This window comes from Proteus sp. TJ1640, assembly GCF_003144445.1.
GTDB lineage: Bacteria > Pseudomonadota > Gammaproteobacteria > Enterobacterales > Enterobacteriaceae > Proteus > Proteus penneri.
In genome coordinates, this window is sequence record NZ_PENY01000030.1 from 1 (window position 1) to 1,601 (window position 1,601).

Below are 1,601 nucleotides of genomic sequence, written 5' to 3' on the forward strand. Positions count from 1 at the left end.
AACTCACTATTAGCGGTAAGTGGCTGAAGAAGTTGGGGTTTGAGGCGGGTAGCCACTACACCCTCACTCGCCAAGCCGGACTGTTGATTATCCGGTTGGCTGAGGAGTGAAGTAGACAGCTAAGGGAGATCCTTGTGTAAAACAGGGATTATTTACACTTAAACTTACGTGAAAAACTTTCTAAAATACTTTTCACTGGCAAAGAAGCACTTTGCTCAAGATGGTATATTTTATCGTTAATCTTACCCAAATCATCTTCAGATAAATCACATATATCCATAGATCTTAGCGAGTCGACACAACTGATAAATAAATCATAATTATCAGTGTCAATGAGTGCTAAGATGATATCTAGCTCATGGCTATTTTTTAAATCCCCTAAACATTCAACCAATCTAGTTTTCCAAAATATAGATTTATGTGCTAACTCATTAAATAGACATACCCAGTCTGGCTCCTTGAATTTACTTAAAATTTCAGCAGATTCAACGACAGCACAATCATACCAATAATCTCCAGGTTCATTATCATTACTAAAATCAGTAATACATAAATCAAATTCTTTATACATGTACATACCTCAATCGATTGGATTAAAGCCAGGAGTCGGTTTTCCACCTACAGGATACCCAGCTGTAACTTGATTTCCTTTTTTAATTACATCAATTTCTACACCATTAATTACACCACGATGTAACGTTTCACCTGTTGAGCTTCTTTGTCCAATAGCTGAGGAGTTACCAATTTTATTGACAGAATCAATAATACTTTTATCTGACCAATTCTCTGGAAAAAGTGTACTTGTCTTAATTTTTGATAAGTTCCCATCTGGGAACTGAGTAGTAAACTTCACAACTCTTGTACCGTCTGGATTCAATTTTATTGTTTCTACAGCATAATTTGGATTTTCATTACTCACTGAAGACGAGTGTCCCCCAATTAATTTGTTTGAGTTTCCAACCCTTTGTCCCGCAAGTATCTTGGTTTCTATTTCCGGTGAGATTACTGTTATATTCGGTTGATTAATTATCGGATTAGTTTCTTTCCCTTTTTGCCCGCCACCTTGTACAGCATTATCAATCTTAGAAGAACCTGTAACGCTAGATATCCCTTTTCCACCTCCTGATGTAGTGGCTATGCCATCAATCAACCCGCTTTCATTCATCACTATCACAGTGGCTAAAATACCTGTTAGCTCTTTTAGGTTATCTGTTTGTGATGAATGATTAGCGATCCTTTTTTCTAATGCTGGCTCAAGTTTAGATATTGAATCTTTCACCATGTCTTGGCATTGTGCATTACAATCTGGCAAACCTTCCAATGTTTTCAAGCTATCTAAAGCGCTCTTCATATCATTGGTTGATATTCCCCATCTTTCCGCTTGTGATTGAAGTTGCTTGTCTAGTGTATCAATATCTTTTTGTAACTGCTTTCTCTCTTCTGGGGTCTTAGTTTTCGCTTGAACATCAACAAAACTCATAATTTGTTCAGAATGTAAAAAGTTATTCTCAACCGCATTCTTCCCAGCTTGCGAGCCAGTAATCGCACCCGCCATATCACCGGTAGTCAGTCCACCCGCTAATCCTGAAGCCAATTGGCTT

At 37.6% G+C, this 1,601-nt stretch carries 2 protein-coding genes; both read right to left on the reverse strand.

Annotated features, from left to right (window positions below):
- Positions 1–148: 148 nt before the first annotated feature.
- On the reverse strand, positions 149–571 hold the full coding sequence (locus DK861_RS14910; protein WP_109400634.1) for a hypothetical protein: 423 nt from the start codon (positions 569–571) through the stop codon (positions 149–151).
- Between the two features lie 9 nt (positions 572–580).
- A partial coding sequence (locus DK861_RS18325; protein WP_204101277.1) for an EndoU domain-containing protein occupies positions 581–1,601 on the reverse strand: 1,021 nt, incomplete at its 5' end.